Origin of the sequence: Clostridium sp. C8-1-8 (genome assembly GCF_009928445.1) — a bacterium.
Classification (GTDB): Bacteria; Bacillota; Clostridia; order Clostridiales; family Clostridiaceae; genus Clostridium_AR.
Genome location: NZ_JAABNO010000003.1, coordinates 317663 through 334238, shown reverse-complemented (window position 1 = coordinate 334238; position 16576 = coordinate 317663). Strand labels below are relative to the sequence as shown.

General features: G+C 30.6%; 16 protein-coding genes. 9 read left to right on the top strand and 7 right to left on the bottom strand.

Annotated features, from left to right (window positions below; translation table 11 throughout):
• Nucleotides 1–170: 170 nt before the first annotated feature.
• Nucleotides 171–1721, top strand: coding sequence for an ABC-F family ATP-binding cassette domain-containing protein (locus GXK57_RS05310; protein WP_160672534.1), 1551 nt, complete (start codon nucleotides 171–173; stop codon nucleotides 1719–1721).
• Nucleotides 1722–1955: 234 nt separating this feature from the next.
• Here GXK57_RS05310 and GXK57_RS05305 read toward each other — a convergent pair whose 3' ends face one another.
• From GXK57_RS05305 to GXK57_RS05290, 4 genes are all read right to left on the bottom strand, one after another.
• Entirely contained in the window at nucleotides 1956–2444 is a 489-nt protein-coding gene (locus tag GXK57_RS05305) for a GNAT family N-acetyltransferase (protein WP_160672531.1), read from the bottom strand.
• 66 nt (nucleotides 2445–2510) lie between these two features.
• Nucleotides 2511–3044 (bottom strand): GNAT family N-acetyltransferase, encoded by a 534-nt coding sequence (locus GXK57_RS05300; RefSeq protein WP_160672528.1) that lies wholly within the window; start codon nucleotides 3042–3044, stop codon nucleotides 2511–2513.
• Between the two features lie 273 nt (nucleotides 3045–3317).
• Nucleotides 3318–4103: an amidohydrolase family protein gene (locus GXK57_RS05295; RefSeq protein ID WP_160672525.1), complete on the bottom strand. Its 786-nt coding sequence runs from the start codon at nucleotides 4101–4103 to the stop codon at nucleotides 3318–3320.
• Between the two features lie 35 nt (nucleotides 4104–4138).
• Nucleotides 4139–4486, bottom strand: a complete 348-nt coding sequence (locus GXK57_RS05290) for a MerR family transcriptional regulator (protein WP_160672522.1) — start codon at nucleotides 4484–4486, stop codon at nucleotides 4139–4141.
• Nucleotides 4487–5191: 705 nt separating this feature from the next.
• On the opposite strand from GXK57_RS05290, the gene GXK57_RS05285 reads away from it, so the two are divergent.
• The gene (locus GXK57_RS05285; protein WP_160672519.1) at nucleotides 5192–5425 is read left to right on the top strand and encodes a hypothetical protein; all 234 of its coding nucleotides are present in this window, start codon (nucleotides 5192–5194) and stop codon (nucleotides 5423–5425) included.
• A gap of 374 nt (nucleotides 5426–5799) precedes the next feature.
• Here the strand turns inward: GXK57_RS05285 and GXK57_RS05280 are convergent, their stop codons facing one another.
• From GXK57_RS05280 to GXK57_RS05270, 3 genes are all read right to left on the bottom strand, one after another.
• Entirely contained in the window at nucleotides 5800–6738 is a 939-nt protein-coding gene (locus GXK57_RS05280; RefSeq protein ID WP_160672516.1) for a metallophosphoesterase, read from the bottom strand.
• A gap of 290 nt (nucleotides 6739–7028) precedes the next feature.
• Nucleotides 7029–7970: an NAD(P)H-binding protein gene (locus tag GXK57_RS05275; RefSeq protein WP_160672513.1), complete on the bottom strand. Its 942-nt coding sequence runs from the start codon at nucleotides 7968–7970 to the stop codon at nucleotides 7029–7031.
• 104 nt (nucleotides 7971–8074) lie between these two features.
• The gene (locus GXK57_RS05270) at nucleotides 8075–8950 is read right to left on the bottom strand and encodes a LysR family transcriptional regulator (RefSeq protein ID WP_160672510.1); all 876 of its coding nucleotides are present in this window, start codon (nucleotides 8948–8950) and stop codon (nucleotides 8075–8077) included.
• 602 nt (nucleotides 8951–9552) lie between these two features.
• On the opposite strand from GXK57_RS05270, the gene GXK57_RS05265 reads away from it, so the two are divergent.
• The 7 genes from GXK57_RS05265 to GXK57_RS05240 all read left to right on the top strand — a co-directional run bounded on the left by GXK57_RS05265 (nucleotide 9553) and on the right by GXK57_RS05240 (nucleotide 16383).
• Nucleotides 9553–9831 (top strand): DUF3892 domain-containing protein, encoded by a 279-nt coding sequence (locus GXK57_RS05265; protein WP_160672507.1) that lies wholly within the window; start codon nucleotides 9553–9555, stop codon nucleotides 9829–9831.
• Nucleotides 9832–10106: 275 nt separating this feature from the next.
• A complete protein-coding gene (locus tag GXK57_RS05260) occupies nucleotides 10107–11309 on the top strand; it encodes a tetratricopeptide repeat protein (RefSeq protein ID WP_160672504.1) in 1203 nt (400 codons plus the stop codon).
• A 331-nt stretch (nucleotides 11310–11640) separates the two neighbouring features.
• Nucleotides 11641–12480, top strand: a complete 840-nt coding sequence (locus tag GXK57_RS05255) for a helix-turn-helix domain-containing protein (RefSeq protein ID WP_160672501.1) — start codon at nucleotides 11641–11643, stop codon at nucleotides 12478–12480.
• Between the two features lie 60 nt (nucleotides 12481–12540).
• On the top strand, nucleotides 12541–13473 hold the full coding sequence (locus tag GXK57_RS05250; RefSeq protein ID WP_160672498.1) for a hypothetical protein: 933 nt from the start codon (nucleotides 12541–12543) through the stop codon (nucleotides 13471–13473).
• 380 nt (nucleotides 13474–13853) lie between these two features.
• Nucleotides 13854–13985 (top strand): hypothetical protein, encoded by a 132-nt coding sequence (locus GXK57_RS26830; protein WP_279285481.1) that lies wholly within the window; start codon nucleotides 13854–13856, stop codon nucleotides 13983–13985.
• A gap of 224 nt (nucleotides 13986–14209) precedes the next feature.
• Nucleotides 14210–14896 (top strand): hypothetical protein, encoded by a 687-nt coding sequence (locus GXK57_RS05245; protein ID WP_160672495.1) that lies wholly within the window; start codon nucleotides 14210–14212, stop codon nucleotides 14894–14896.
• A gap of 311 nt (nucleotides 14897–15207) precedes the next feature.
• Nucleotides 15208–16383 carry an extracellular solute-binding protein gene (locus tag GXK57_RS05240; RefSeq protein WP_160672492.1) on the top strand — a complete coding sequence of 392 codons (1176 nt, stop codon included), beginning with the start codon at nucleotides 15208–15210 and terminating at the stop codon, nucleotides 16381–16383.
• The last annotated feature ends 193 nt before the right edge of the window (nucleotides 16384–16576 follow it).

Below are 16576 nucleotides of genomic sequence, written 5' to 3'. Positions count from 1 at the left end.
AGTATAAAGTTTTTTTGTTAGCTAAACCTAGTAGTAAAAAGGTCTCACAACAGCTTAAGTACTTTTTTAAGCTTTCCACGGTTATAAACATTACAGATTTGTTTGTGAACTTGGGCTTTGGCCTAGGTGATGATATCATGGTGTTATGGGATACAATGAGGTGGTAAGAGATGAGTATTTTAAACATTGAAAACATGAGTCATTCCTTTGGCGATAGAATATTATTTAGTAATGTATCTTTTAGACTATTGAAAGGTGAGCATATAGGTCTTGTTGGAGCCAACGGTGAAGGTAAGTCAACCTTTATGAAGCTTATTACAAATCAGATTTTGCCAGACAGCGGCACTATTGATTGGAATAAGAAATATACCATTGGGTATATAGATCAACTTGTGGACTTAAAGGAGGGCATAACTGCGTTAGAATTTTTAAAGGAAGCTTTTGCTGAACTTTTTGAAATAGAAAATAAAATCAATGATTTATATATAAAGCTTGGAAATATGGATCAAGAGGAAATGGATAAAGCTCTAAATAGAATTGCTACTTTCCAGGAGATATTAGATAAAAGTGATTTCTATAGTATTTCCTCTAAGATACAGGCAACTGCATTAGGACTAGGAATAAAGGAGCTTTTAGATAAGGAGGTTTCAGCTTTAAGCGGAGGGCAGAGAACTAAGGTTTTGCTGGTCAAACTACTTTTACAAAAGCCAGATATTTTGTTATTAGATGAGCCAACCAATCATCTAGATGAAGAACATATACAATGGCTTAAGGAATATTTGATAAACTATAAAAATGCATTTATATTAATATCCCATGATAATAGTTTTTTAAATAGTGTGGTGAATGTAGTTTACCATCTTGAACACAAGACCCTAACAAGATACGAGGGAAACTATGAGCATTTTCTAAAACTATATGAAATAAGGAAAGAGCAGAGGTTTATTGAGTACAAGGAGCAGCAAAGAGAAATAGAAAAGCTTGAGGAATATATAAGAAAAAATAAGGTGAGAACGGCAACTGCAAAACAGGCTAAATCTAGAGAAAAGAAGCTTGATAAGATTGAAAGAATAGAGATAAAAAAAGAAGTAATAAAGCCTTATTTTAATTTTAAGACCTTAAGACTTCCAGAAAGTGTAGTATTTCAAACCCAAAACTTAGTTATAGGATATGACAAACCCTTAAGTAAGCCTCTTAATCTGAAGATGAAAAGAGGAGAGAAAATTGCAATAATAGGAGCTAATGGACTAGGAAAGACCACGCTATTAAAAAGCTTGCTTGGTTTATTAAATCCTATAGATGGTGAAGTGAGAATAAGTGATTACAAAAAGGTAGGATATTTTCAACAGGAGTTTGCAGAAGAAAGCACTACACAAGTGTTAAATGAAGTTTGGAACCAGTTCCCAGACTTTACCCAAACAGAAGTGAGAAAGGCACTTGCTAGATGTGGACTAACAAGACAGCATATAGATAGCCCTATTAATATATTAAGTGGAGGAGAGCAGGCAAAAGTTAGGCTGTGTAAGCTAATAAATGAACCTACCAACATATTAGTATTAGATGAACCTACAAATCATTTAGATATCTACGCTAAGAATGAACTAAAACGTGCTTTAAAAGAATACGATGGCAGTATTATCTTAGTATGCCATGAACCTGAATTCTACAAAGAGGTAGCCACAGAGGTATGGAACTGTGAAGAATGGGCGACAAGAGGATAATGAAGCAATTTTTAAGGGAAACCATAGGGCTTCCCTTAATCTGACTTTTTTACTTTATAAAAATGATAATAACTTTGAGTAAGCTAAACCTAGCTATGACATTAGTACGGCTTTTTGAGACCTACAGTAAAGGAAGAAAACTTATTCGCTAGCCATATTTTACTAGTTTATATCTAGAAAGGTAGATAGAAAAAAATTCACTAAAAAAATTAGCTTTAGCAAGGCATTTATTTACTAAGGTTTTAAAAATTTTTCATATCTAATTTGGTCTCTATCATCAATAAAGACCCTGTCCACCATTTTAAAGCCATTGTTTTCATAAAAGTTTCTAAGCCTGTATCTAAATGTACCACAGTTTAATCTCAACCATTTGATATTGCGCTCCTTGCACATTAATTCAGCAGCTTGTATTAGTTTACTACCGTCACCCTTCTTGGCGTTTTCTCTACAAACAGCTAATTTGTGTAGGATTCCAGAGTCATTTTCTTTTAAGCTTGACCAAAATAGAGGATCATACCATTGCAAAACATATACCCCGATTAAGTTTCCTTTTTCATAGCATAAATTCATATCCTCAATACGATACTTTTTTAGTAATTGTTCACTGGTTATATCTTCATATTTCCACATAGGTTGATTTATAGAATTAAGCCATGAAGCTGAGTCCTTTAAGACCTTAGAAAAGATATCTATATTACCATGGGTTACCTTTACTATATCCAAATCTAATCCTCCTTGCTATGAATCTTCTTAAGCCTTTTCTGTTTACTCATAAATCACACCTACTTATTAAGCTAAATTGTCAACGTAAAGAGAGTAAATATTATGCAAGTATTGCTTACCTCTAAATAATTCATAACTAGAGCCTGATAAAACAAAACCAAGGTTTTCAACAAGGTGAGATGACCTTTGATTATCAATATAAATGCAGGCACGTATCTCTTTTACATCCATTTTATTTATAGCAAATGCAATGATTTCTTTCAACGCCTCATGCATATATCCATTTCTCCAAAAAGCTTCCTTCAAATCATAACCTATATCTACAGTTCTATCTTTGTTATTCCAGCAATGAAAACCACAAGTGCCCATTTTTATTCCATCAGATTTTCGTATTATGATCCAACGGTGTTGCAATCGTGGCTCAGGCTGAATATAAAAATTAATTATTTCATCTGCACCTTCTATTTCGGTCAAGGGTTCTGCGTCAAATAGATATCTATTTACTACATCATCTGAGAATTCACTAAATATAAAATCCCTTTCATCAATAGATATATTTTTTAGTATTAATCTTTCTGTTTCTATATCTTTAAACTTCATACTCTTTATCATCCTTATAAAAATATTTGCTATACCCAATATAAAAGCAGGAAGTATAGCAATTCATTATAATCCAATTATAGCATCAAGATCCATATAATGTATATAATTTAGGCGTATAGAATTGAATCTTAATTAATCCCATTATTAGTTTAAATTATTATTAAATCAAAACAAAAAGAACAATAAGAGAATGATATATTAACAATAGTGCATTTTTACTTATCTGATAATAGCGTCAAGATTTTTTATTAGAAGGTTATTTGAAAAAAATTATAAATTTAATAGTTCAGCAATATTTAATCCAAGAACTTGGTCTTTAACATAGCTATCATTAGTTACGCTTTCAATGGTTTCTCTACATATTAATGGATTACCATAAGGAGCATCTGAACTAAACAAGGTACGTTCTGGTAGCGAATTTATAGCAAGCGAAACCACAAGGGTTGAAAATGTTGCTGATAAGTCTAGAAATAAATTTTTACTCTCCTTAGCTAATTTAATGGTTTCTAACCAATTAGCACCACCTAGATGCCCTAATATCACTGGTACCTCAGTATACTGTTTAGCAAGCGCTGAAATGGCTTTTATGTCATCTAAAGTTAATGGTGAAAATGTATGAATCCATAAAGGAAGATTGTTAAACTCTCTAGCAGCTGAGAAAATAGGTTTTAACAGCTGAATCTGACCTGGAGCTAAAGTAAATTCCCCAAGTCCTCGAAAATTATTTCTAATAACTTTATCCTGAATCCAGCTCGAGGTTTCATGTTGTGATAATCCTATTGGAACTGATCCAAAGCCTATGAATTTTGTTGGATTATTTTCGATAACTGTAGCCAGTTCTTGCATTGATTTTATTTTAGCCTCAATGGCATTTTGTTTGCCGGATACTATTCCATTTAGAGCTTCCATTTCTTTCTCAAAGGACTCCAAATCATTGGTAGTTTCTGGGTGAACTGACGCTGGAAATAGTATTGTTTTATCAACACCTGCTTCACTCATTAAAGCTAATTGTTTTTCAGTGGGAACAATAACATGTTGATGACTGTCAATAATCATATTTATAACCTCTCTTTAAATATATTCAAGTTAGGTTATTCGAAATCGGAAATTGTTCTTTGCAATTGTGATTTTAGCTTTTGTAGTATCTCAATCTGATTTTCAACTTCTGATAATTTTATTTTGTAAGCCTTCAAAGCTTTGTCACAAAGCGGCTGCTTGCTAATCATTGATACAGGACATTCAATAATCTGCCCAATTTCATCTGTGCTTAGGCCAAGGGACAAGTAAGTCTGAATTGTTTTTACCCTTTCAATCATAGAAGCATGAAAATCACGATAACCATTTTCTAATCTCTCACATTTCAAAAGTCCTTTTGACTCATAGTAGCGCAGTGAACGAACACTTGCACCTGTTTTAATAGACAACGTACTAATATTCAATTTCGATATACCTCTCTTCTAATGAATATTTTAAAGTATGACATTGGTGTTAATGTCAAGCTTTGATTTGAAAAATTATTATTTTGATTAATGTACTGATTATGTAGGTAGCTAACTTAAACTATTAATTTACACATGCCTGATGATCTCCAGAAGCCTATATTATGGAGGATTTATGAATTAAGTTATTATAAAGATACCTAAATAAACTGATAAGTTGTGGTATTGGCATGATAGTATATTTATAATATGCTTAAATTAATAATAATAAGAAATTAAAAAATACATATATTTGAAAATATAAATTCTATGATAAAGGTGAAAGCTTATATGTACATCTTGATTCAGTAGATGATATAATTAATATACATGATTGTTATATTTTGGTATCACTTGAGCTTATATTGTAAAATAGCATAAACTAATTATATCAAATACTTTTCAATACTAACTTATGATTATGAATAAAAATAGGGCTTAACTTTTTAAAAATAGGAATTTCCTTGGAAATATTTAGTAAAATAACTATGGAAACATAATTTAATAAGGGGTATTTTTCTCGGAAAACTATAAAGATTTTTGTTATGTAAAACTAGTTATTTCAAGGTATAAAAGTGTTTTTTTATAGAAGCTTATAAGCTTTATCTTAAGGCTTAGCATAAAAATTAAGTAAAGATATTATAAATTTTTATATTGGAGGAGTTTATGAACATAAATGAAAAATACAGAAAGATTAGAAGAAGACTTGAATTTGGAGCCTTTGCCATTGCGTTCATTGTGGGAAATGTAATAAGTGAATTTTTTGGATTAACTGGTAAGAAGCTGATTTCATCAGATACTGCATTGAATTTTGCCATAATATTAGTGCTTATTTTTATTTTAAATACTGTTGCCGTAAAAATTGCTGATAATTGGTATACTAAAAATGCAGAAAAATAGAATTACGAAGCCTATAATTCTAGTGAATTAAGGCGAGGATATATTACCTTCTATAGTTTATTAACATACCTTTAGAAAAGTAGTATGGTTAAAAAGTCACTTCATTCTAAGTTTACTAGGATTGCTAAAACTTCATAAACACTTAAATTGAACAGCATTATGAATATAGGGCAAAACATAAGTCATGAATAAAAGCTTTAGTTATTTCTTTATTCATGACTATATTAAACTTTGCGAATACTTTTCTTACAATATAGTTTTTAATTATTATGCTGCAATAACTTTATATATCAGTACCACTTCTATTGGCAATCTACTCTCAAAGTTCGTCTTAGACAAGAAGTGAGCTCTTGATATTATAAGTATTGTTGCATCTATAAATAGGTTTCTCTATCAATTTGTTTATTTCTTAAATCAAAGTTTTCTATAGGTTCAGGTCCTCTTAATACCTTTCGCTTGATATGAAGATCGCCGGATTCGTCAGTTCTTATTCGCCATTCAATCAGCAGTATCTTTCCGTCTTCTATTTCAATACCTTGTATTCCACTTGCTCTAACGCAGGAGCCGTCATTAAAATAAGGTAATTCATGGGCCTTTGGAAAGTGTGGTCTATGAGTATGACCACATATAATCATTGTTTTATTCTTTTTTATCCAATTACCATAAATACGTTCGATTTTATGAATTTTCTCTGCGTTTTTTACAGGACTTGCAGGATTTATAAAGCCAACGGAGTGAAGAAATTTCCAAAAGTATCTTACTGTTATCATGTTAAAATGCCATAGTCTATCGTTCATTCTATCACCTTGATGACCGTGAACAGCTAGTATTTCCTGGCCAGTATATTTATGCCTAAATACTACTGATTCATAGGGTGTTAATCCAGGAAATAGCTCTATTTCTTCCTCATTATACTCATCATAGAATTTATAAAAGTTTTTCTCAACAAAGTCCTTATATTTTAAATGTATATTGTGGTTTCCATATAGCATGATAAATCTATTATCATCAAAATACTTCTTTATTAGTGTGTATACTTCATCATGAGCTAATCTTATGTGTTTAAAGTTGGAGTGTTCCCAAAGTTCGTCTCCATCACCTAGTTCTACATAAGTAAAGCCATTTCTATAATAGTGCTCTAAGGCGAATAAAAAGATATTTTGATTTTTTGCGAATTCATCGGAGGGTGTACAATCGCCTCTATGACAATCACTAAAAAATATATATTTAGAGTTTCTATCAAAGTATTCTACTTTGGCATTTTTATAAGCTTCTGTTAATCTTTTTTCAGCTAGCCTCTTTTCAGCTATCATAGTACACCTCTCTAAGGATAAATAAAATTTACTTCTAATAATTTATGGCCAATTGTTAATCTACCCATTCTAATAAGAATATATTTAAATTATTTGGCAAATATCTGTACAATTATACTTCTTTTATATGTTTTATATATCCTTTTTATTAATACTTTTATTTATTACTATCCACTAACTTAAGGAAATTGTCAATATACTTGGAGGTTTTACCTAACTTCTAATCCATAGAGTATTGCTGTACGAAAAAAATCTCACTGAAGCCTTCAGTGAGATTTTTTATAATGATACTAAGCATCTAATGAATGACGTTCACCAACTTGGAAGTCAGCTGCATGTTCAAACATGTATTTAACAGTAATTGGATCTTGTCCAGTAAGTTTCTTAAAGTCATCAGTGAAGGAATCCATTTTTCCTAAGCGAATTGCTTGAGCAAATGTAACCATACCTTCAGAAGAGAATGGTGCTTCAGAGTCCTTTTTAAAGGTACCATCAGTTGTTCTTGGAACTCCCATTGCATCAAAAATAGCATAGTTTTCTTCATCAGTGATAGCTTTATAAGTTACAGTATTGCCAGTAGCTGCATTTCCATATGCTACGAAGTCTGCCATAGTCATTAATTCAGCTCCATTGATATTAAGTATAGCTTCATGATAGTCCTTTGAAGCTAGGGCATAAGCTACTGCTTTTGCACAGTCCTTACGAGATATATATGCCATTTTTCCATCACCTTGGCTGTTTTGTAATGGTTGATTCATTTTTACAAAGGTGAAATAATTTGTTATCATAGCTTCAGCATATTGTGAATTTCTAAGGAACATATAATCTAATCCAACGCTTTTTATGTAAGCTTCAGTATATGCATGGTCAATCTTTTCAATACTTGGATTTGTTTCATCAGCAGCATTTACCAATGAAGTATATATAACTTGCTTTACACCAGCTTTTTTAGCAGCGTCTACAACGTTTTTATGTGCATTTTGGCGCTTCTTACCAACAAAAGGCATCGATATTAAAGCTAATTTATCTGCTCCAGCAAAAGCTTCTTCAAGACCATCCATTGTATTAAAGTTAGTTACATGAGTTTCTATGCCTTGTGCCTTATAAGCCTCTAAGGATGCTGGATTATATCCGCAAAAAATTACTTGATCCTTACCAACTAATTCTAATAAATAATCAGCAGCTTGCTTTCCTAAGTTTCCATCTACTCCAGTTAATAAAAGTTTACCCATAATATACAACACACCTTTCTTTTTACAAGTTTATAATATTATGTTATGTTAAAAAATAACTAAAGTCCAATACAAAAAAGCTATGAGCCATTGGAAAAACCAATTTATAGTTGATTTAGGAATAGTTTCAATGCAGGGTTTTTGTTGTCCTTTAAGTAGCCTATTTCTATCTTAAAGGTATGGTGAGAGTCTTGAAGAGGGATTAAACGTACTTCATCTCTCATATATGTAAGATTATAATTCTCTGGGAAAAATCCAATTAGGTTATCTGTTACTATGTAAAATAGCTCTGTTTCAACATCATCTGCAGTTCTAAGTATATTAGGTTCGTAGCCATCCTCTATGGCATTCTCTATCATTAAATAATAAGAATTACCGATGGCTTCTGGGCTGAGCATCACAAGAGGGTAACCATATAGCTCTTCCTTTGAGATAGAGGAATTATTATATAGGGGGTGGTGCTTGTACACAACAGCATAATAACTTCCACTATATAAGGTCTTTGTTAAAATATCCTCTTTTCCTTTAAACTCAGAGTCGAAGGCTATTGCGACATCATATATTCCTTTTTGAAGAAATTCTGATACATCTTTCAGTAAAACTTTATTTAGCTCAATTTTAATATTGGGATTATTCTCTTTAAAAGGTGGAATAAATTTTAATATACTTTTGATATCTGTTACTGCAGCATACTCTATGGCTAAGGTTTGGGTATGATCCTTTTGATAATTTTCCATTTTAGCCTTCATAGTATTGTACTGCTTCCAAAGTATCACCGATTCACCGTAAAATAGCCATCCAGCCTCAGTGGGCTCAATAGGAATTTGTTTTCTGTCAAAAAGCTGCATTCCAAATTCCTTTTCAAGGGATGCAATATGCTGACTAATAGTAGTCTGTGATACATAATTTTTTTTTGCTGTATCTGTAAAATTTCTACATTCTACAAGATCAATAAAATACTTTATCTTTTCAATATTCATGCTAACCTCAATCTATATTCTAAAAATATTCATTAAACAAATTATCTAAAGAAAGATTTTTTATCTTAGTGTAAAAGATAGCTAATATCTATTCCTTTGAACAGACATACTATCTTAATTCTTGAAATAAAAATAAAACTTTTGATGAATGTACGAAGCTTTATTTTGATTTCATTTTAAAGTAGTACATCTTTTTATATGAATAAAAACCATCATTTTTAATTATGTTTTGAGCTTATAATAACATTAAGATAATGTCAAATTTTATTAAATATTTGCCAATTGTCTGTGTTACGTAGGAGTATAGAGGAGTTTTGATGAACAGGGTTATTAGGAATTTTTAAACATATATATTAGTGAAAGTTATAGCCTTAACAATGTAACCGAGTTTTAATTTATAGCTATTTAGGAAACTATAATATTACCTGGTATTAGACATAAACGATCTAAACTGTATAAATACTTCTAAATAACGAAAATCTATAATAATGAAAGTAAAACTAGTAGTTTAAGGAAATCATAATAAATTAATTAGGATTACGTATAGGCATCAAATAAATGCTTAAACTTAATATGTATTAAGTTATGAAAGGAATGAGAATATGACTATAGATACAAGACTTGGACACACAATAGTAAGAATCATAAAAAATGAAAAGGGTAAAGTAATATCCTATGAACTGGACAATGGAGATGAAATCTCTACTAGCGATGCAGTTGGCTTTGCAAAGCAAGGTGTAATTAAAGATGTAGAGATAGTAACAGATAGCACTGGGGAAGACTACCTTCAGTGCCTAACAGAAGGAGAAGATGGTGAGAACAATCTACCTCAGACTGAAGTAAGGGACGATAAGGTAGACTTGAAGCAATATTTTCAATAAAGTATTTAAGAAAGAAGCTCTGGATTAAGGGCTTCTTTTTGTATGTGAATTAAATTGTAAAATATAATCTGCAATATAATCAAAGAAGATACTAATTTGAAGATAATATGACAGAGTTTCTTATCACATATTTACTATTTAATTCTGGAGAATTGAGTATTACAAGCCTTGAATACTGGTTGGTGTAATTAACATTTTTGTATTTTATTGCACAAAGGTTATTGGATACTTATAATTAAATGTATAAATATATCAAGTGAAAAGAGGTATATTACGTGAATTTTTATGGTCCAAATAAAAAGATCAAACTAATGAGAAATAGGTTTAGCGTTAATCAATCTGATCTAGAATCACCAAATATGACTAGAGCTTTCATAAGTATGATGGAGAGCGGAAAAAGAAATGTCAGTAAAGCTAGTTCACAAAAGTTAGTATCAAGATTTAAAGAAATTGCCAGTAAAAAATCTGTAAACCTTGATATTGATGATGAATATTTTTCAAGGCAGCCAGAGGAGGATGCTAGATATTACATAGAGAAAATATTAAAAAATAATAAAAATAATCATAAAGATTATGAAAAACTAATAGAAATCGCTGACAGGTTTAATCTAGATGATTCATTAGCTTTACTATATAAGTTAGATGGGGAAGAGTATCTAAGGGAGAAAGATTATTATAATGGATTTATTAAATATACTGATGCTCTTGGAAAGTATAAAGAACTTAAAGATGAAGATGAACAAGCCTATATTTATAAGCAGCTTGGGTTATGCAAATTAAAGAGGAGTATTTATGATGAAGCTGTTTATTATTTTAGTCAAGCAGTAGCATATTCCTATAAGAATGAGAAGTTAAAAGAAACATTTTTTTGGGGCAATCATGACCTAGCTTTGGTTTATGTACAAACTAAAGAATATGATAAATGTTTAGAAGTTTTAGATAAGTCTATTTTAGATAAATCTAATAATGCTCCTGTGTCATTTGTTAGAAATGCTAGATTAATTAAGGCTAATGTCTTAAAGTCACTAAAGAATTATAAAGAAGCAATAGATGAATATTTTACTTTAGTTAATGAAATAGCAGATTCAGATGATATTCTATTATCATATTTATATAATAATATAGGTGAATATTATTATGAGATTGAAAAATACGATAAAAGCTTAGAATATATATCTAAAGCACAGTTATTAAAAAATAAAGTCGACAAGAAAACACTAGCTAATACTTTAAATACTAAAGGCAGAGTGTTATACAAACTTGGTTACATAGAAGAAAGTATAATGGTATTTCAGTTGGCAATAGATATAGCTGAAGAATTTCAACAATTTAATATGATGTATGAAAATTATAGAGATATAATATCGATATATGAAAAAATGAAAGATTATAATAAAATTAAAGAATTTGCGAGTAGATTTATTAATATGCCTGATTACTTTCTCTTACCCATAAACAAAGGCTTTTTATCAGAGTAATAGCAAAAATAATTATAATACAAAGATATAGATGTAACATGTCTCTCCTATATGTATAGATAAAATATATCAATTCTATTTTTGAGAGAACCTATTAAAAGTTCTCTCAATCTTTATTTTACTATTCTAAATTGCAAAATTAGTTAAAATTGTTGATTTTTCTCTAGTTAACTACTTTTCTATGCAAATCTCTTTAAAAAAAAATAAGTTGAAATATCTATAAAATTTTAAATATATAACTAATTACATTAGATAACTTAATTGGCTATGGTATGATATGTATATAATGTTTGAAAGTTGATGAAATATATACTCAGGATGGTGCTACTACATGTTTAAACTTAGTGACATTTATTATCCGATCACGGCAACTCCCTTTAACAGAGATGAAACCTATGTTGAAATAGAGCCTTGCAAAGATTTAAAGCCCTATATTCGTTGCTTCTGGGGTACTCCAAAACCTTACATAGATAATCCTTCATCAAAATTAGAAAGTAGCCTTGTGACTCCTGATACCTGTATGGATATTATCTTTGATATAGATATAAGCAATAATCAGCTTACGGATATGTTTTGTGGAATAAATGATACCTCATTTACTACAGAAAAGCAGGAAAGTTCAGCTACAATATCAAGTTTTGCTATTAGGTTTTACTGCTGGGCTGTAACTCTATTTTCTGACGAAGCTATGAATAAGGCATTAAATACATTTACTGAAACTGAAGTTTATTTTAAAAACCTTAAAAGGGATTTGGAAAACATATTATTAGCTAGCACCTGTATCGTTGATAAAGTAGAAAGGGTAGAGCATTATCTTCTCAAAAGGCTTAGTATAAATAAGCAAAACAGTAATTTGATGAATGCTGTGTATAAGATACTGCAGTCAAAAGGTACAGCAAACATTAGTGAGATTATGGAGTTTACAACTATTAGTCAGAGGCAGCTCGAAAGGTTGTTTTTAGAATATGTAGGGGTATCACCAAAGAAGCTTTCAGGGCTAATACGTTATCAATATCTTTGGCAGGATATCGTAAGAGGTAATAGCATAAGCATTCAAGACTTAGTTTCTAAATATGCTTATGTTGATCAAGCTCATCTGCTTAGAGACTTTAAAAAGTATCATAGTATGACTCCAAGAGATGCCAGAGCTGTTGCTTTTAATAAAAGATGATGTCGTATTTTTACAATACAGTGAATGATGATTCTAATAGAATAGTTTTGAGGTGATATTATGGATAAACTTAGTAAAGAACAATTTGAACAAATAAAAAATTGGATGTATAGGAATGCAAGGCCCTTAGACCTAGCAAGATGGAAATACCATTTTGAACAAGGAAATAAAGACGAGGTATTAGCTGCTTTAAAGGCCTATCAGAATACAGATGGTGGTTTTGCCCATGCACTTGAAGCTGATAGCTGGAATATATATTCTACTCCTATTTCAACTTGGTGTGCTACTGAGATTTTGCATGAATTAGAAGTTACAGACAAAAACAATGAAATAGTTAAAGATATATTGAGATATTTGGATAGTAAGCAAGACTTTAAAGAGGGTTACTGGCTTGCGGCAACACCTAGTAATAATGACTATCCCCATGCGCCCTGGTGGACTTATGGAGAAAATGTAATTGAAAGCTGGGGCTACAATCCAACAATAGCTCTTGTTGGTTTTATTTTATACTTTGCAGATAAGGAAACAAAGCTTTATAAATTGGCATTTGAAATAGCAGAAAAAGCGGTTGATTTATTTTTAAATACTGATAATGTAGAGAGCATGCACGAAATAGATTGTTTTATTAGATTTTATGAGTATTGTATAAGGGCTGGAGTAACAGAACTTTTCAGCGCTGATAAGATGCTTCACAGGCTAAAGCATAAGGTGAAAGTAACAATTGGACAAGATAAAGCAGCTTGGAAGGATACTTATTTGTGCAAGCCTTCACAATTTATGATTACTCCTAACAGTGTTTTTTACATGGACAATAAGGAACTTTCAGATTACGAAGTTGATTTTATTATAGATACCTTGAGTTCAGAAGGCACATGGTCAATAACCTGGGACTGGGCTGATTATCCTGAACAGTGGGCAATAAGCAAAAACTGGTGGAAAGCTAATGTGATTTTAAGAAACTTAACCTATCTTAAAGAGTTTAACAGCTTATAAGAAAGCACCGCAAAATGATGTTTGGCCTATTTCATGGTCATGGTTTGAAAATAACGATAAATATCCTAAAGAAGCAGTAATCAGTTTAAATTGGTAGAAAGCTACCAAAGCCATTGAAAGAGCAAGGTTTTTAAAAAGTTTTATTAGAATACAATAACCACTTGTTTAAGGCTAATTATAAAAACATATGCAATACAATATTTTTCTTATAATTATTAGAAAATGAAAATATTCAAGAAACTCACTGAAGGCAGTTCCAGTGAGTTTTTTTAATGGTATAATATGTATTGGGAGTAATCTACTAACAATATAATGTGCTTAAGCGTTAAGATAAAATAGTGATACAATGATTTAATTATAATTTTTAAGGAGTAATAGCAATGGATTATAAAGATATATTAGCAATAGTAATTTTGCTTGTAGTTTTAGTTGTTTCTGCCAAGGTTTATCCGAACAGTAAAATAGGTATGTTAACAAACTATATAAAGTCATTTTTTACTAGTAAATCATAATGATAGCATCATTTGAAATGGAGCTTTGTACTTATAAAGATAGATATGTGTAAGATGGACAGACGTAACTTTAGGCTGATTAATAATATCAATACATCATATTAGCCTAGCATTAAAAGATATAGGGGGGACTTTTTATTAATATGATTTTCTTAAATCTGATAAGTATTATAATAATTTTTTTTCTTATGATTTCAATAATTATGAGGAAGTTAAAAAAATTCATGTTTAATTTAACTATACTATTAATAGCAATACTTCCAGCATCAGTATGCTTTATAGTAGTTAATCTAGCTTATTCATTGTTTGCTATTATATTTACGCCACATAATTTTATAGACAACTTAGGCTTAATGATATTCTGCATTTTAGTAGGTATAATATATATCCTCTTAATCATGGATATGAATATTTTCCCATATTCAAGGCTTAAGAAAGTCGGAAATAGTAGTGATTCAGTGGAGTTAAGCAGAATAGATAAAGGATTAAGACTGACAAAGGTTGGTATTTATCTCACTATAATAAACATAATATATGCTATTTTAGCGGGGGTAATACTTTATGTTATAAGAGAACAAGTAGAGTTTATTTTGCTATGTTTTTTGGTGGGATCATTTTTACCTGGAGTAATAGTTATAACTTTCCCAATGGCAGCCTATGTATCAATAATAATAGGAGCCATCATTTCTATATTGGCATTGGCAAACTATCTATTTATATTAAACGGAACTGTAAGATTGATATTTGTCTCCAAGGTAATTCGAGAAAAAAAGGCTATGTATCTATTTTTATCGCTAATTCCAATAGTAAATATATTTAGTTCTCTAGCACTTTGCAAAAAAGCAAAGCAGTTGCTAAAAGATAACAATTTGAAGGTGGCAATGTTTGGCGCAAAGTTTAAAGAAATTTAGGTTTTGCAAAAATTTCAACCAATTGATAACAACATTTTTTAAATACATCTATATAGGTAGTAAAAATTGTTTCAATACTATCTTATTAAGAAGATAAATATATTTTTGGAAAGATAAATTATATAGATTGGTGAATGAAGCTTAGATTAATTATCTAAGCTTTATTTTATATATAAAAATGATAATTTTATTTCAAATTGAATAAAATAATAGTTTTTTACCAAAACTAAACCTTGTTTTAATCTAAAGTTAACATTATTTCTTTATATTCAAATTGTGGAAGTAAAGAAATATGTTGGAGGGGTTAGTTTATGAAAAGAGGAGTTTTATCAAAAAGGACAATAATATCCGTAGTTACAATGCTAATCATAGGTTCGGTAATCACAGGTTGTGGAAGTGAAAAAGCTTCAAAGGAAGCCATTAATCAACAAAAGAGCACAAGTACTTCTAAAAATGAGTCAGTAGATCAGTTGTATGAACAGGCTAAAAAAGAAGGCAAGGTAGTAGTTTACTCAACATCTGCTCGTGCCAATGATGCAAAGAAGTCTTTCGAAAAAAAATACCCTGGAGTTAAGGTAGAGGTTAGTAAACTTAAGTCTGATGAAATGATGAACAAGGTTACTAGTGAAGAGGATGCAGGAACTTACAATCCAGATGTTATTATAACTAAAGAGGTAAGCGGTGCTGTGCAAGAAGAGATGGTAAAGCAAGGTCGATATATAAAGTATTTGCCTGAGGATATAGCTTCTCATGTGGATGAGCCTTTCAAAACAAAATCTCCAGCTTACGCTAACTACATAGAGTTTAGAACTGTATTTTACAATACAGACGATTTTAAAGAAGCTCCTATAAAAAATTGGTGGGACTTGACTACTGCTGAATGGAAAGGGAAAGTTTATGCTGTAGATCCGCTAAGTTCACCAGCCTTTATGGATTTGTATACAACAATGGTTATTAACAGTGATGACATGGCTAAGGCCTATAAAGAAAAGTTTGGAAAAGAAGTAACGCTAAATGGTACTGAAAATGCAGGTTATGAATTCATAAAAGAATTATTTCAAAATGGATTAGTAGTACTTAAGGGAAGTGATGATGTACTTGATGCAATCTCAAAGTCTGGAAATAAGGCATTAGGTATATCTGTATCAGGAGATATGAGTAAAATAAAGGAGAAGAATTGGCATGTAAATGCAATTTATGATATAAAACCAAAGACTTCTGTACCAGATCCAGGTTACGTATATTTAGCTAAAAATGCTCCTCATGAAAGTGCAGGAAAGTTGTTTACTAGATGGATTATGGGAGAAGCTGATGGAAAAGCAGCTGGTGCAGATCAATTTAATACAATTGGTTCTTGGGTGCCAAGAAATGATGTCCAATCTAAAAATGATATTAAGTTTGAAGATTTAAAGCTTTGGGATTTTGAGGGAGAAAAGCTATATAAAACAGCACCTAAGGTAAGAGATTTCTGGATTAAGCAAAAATAAAGCTATTTTAAATATGTAGCACTTCTAATGGTAATTTATTTTCAAAACTCCTCTGGTTTCACATTGGATAAGTTGAAAATATGAAGCTTACTAGTAAGTGGTACATCTATACATGAAGTAGTATGGTAATATAACAAGCTTATCTGAGTTTTTTATTATTAAGATCAATATAAAAGTTTTGTTGGCTAAGCTT